The 562-nt window shown below is 58.0% G+C and carries 1 protein-coding gene; it reads left to right on the top strand.

Features of this window, described 5'->3' with window-relative positions:
* A partial coding sequence (locus AC0L3B_RS38275) for a catalase (RefSeq protein WP_473382737.1) occupies positions 1 to 562 on the top strand: 562 nt, incomplete at both ends.

Below are 562 nucleotides of genomic sequence, written 5' to 3' on the forward strand. Positions count from 1 at the left end.
GTTGCGGATAATCAGAATTCCCGTTCCGCCGGCCCTCGTGGCCCGCTGTTGCTCGATGACTTTCACCTGATCGAGAAGCTTGCTCACTTCAACCGCGAAAATATTCCGGAGCGTCGCGTACACGCCAAAGGTTCGGGCGCTTACGGTACGTTCACCGTTACCCAAGACATCACTCAATACACAAGCGCCAAGCTGTTCGAGTCCGTGGGTAAGCAAACGCCGACTTTCCTGCGGTTCTCCACCGTAGGCGGCGAGCGCGGTTCGGCTGATACTGAGCGCGACCCACGCGGTTTCGCCCTTAAGTTCTACACCGAGGAAGGCAACTGGGACATCGTCGGCAACAACACGCCTGTGTTCTTCATCCGCGACCCGCTGAAGTTTCCGGACTTCATCCACACCCAAAAACGTTTGCCGCAAAGCAACCTGAAAAGTGCGCAGATGATGTGGGACTTCTGGTCACACTCCCCAGAGGCGCTGCACCAGGTCACCATCCTGTTTTCGGACCGTGGCATCCCGGACGGCTACCGCCACATGCACGGCTTCGGCAGTCACACCTACAGCC

The sequence above is a fragment of the Bradyrhizobium sp. Kon56 genome (genome assembly GCF_055807635.1).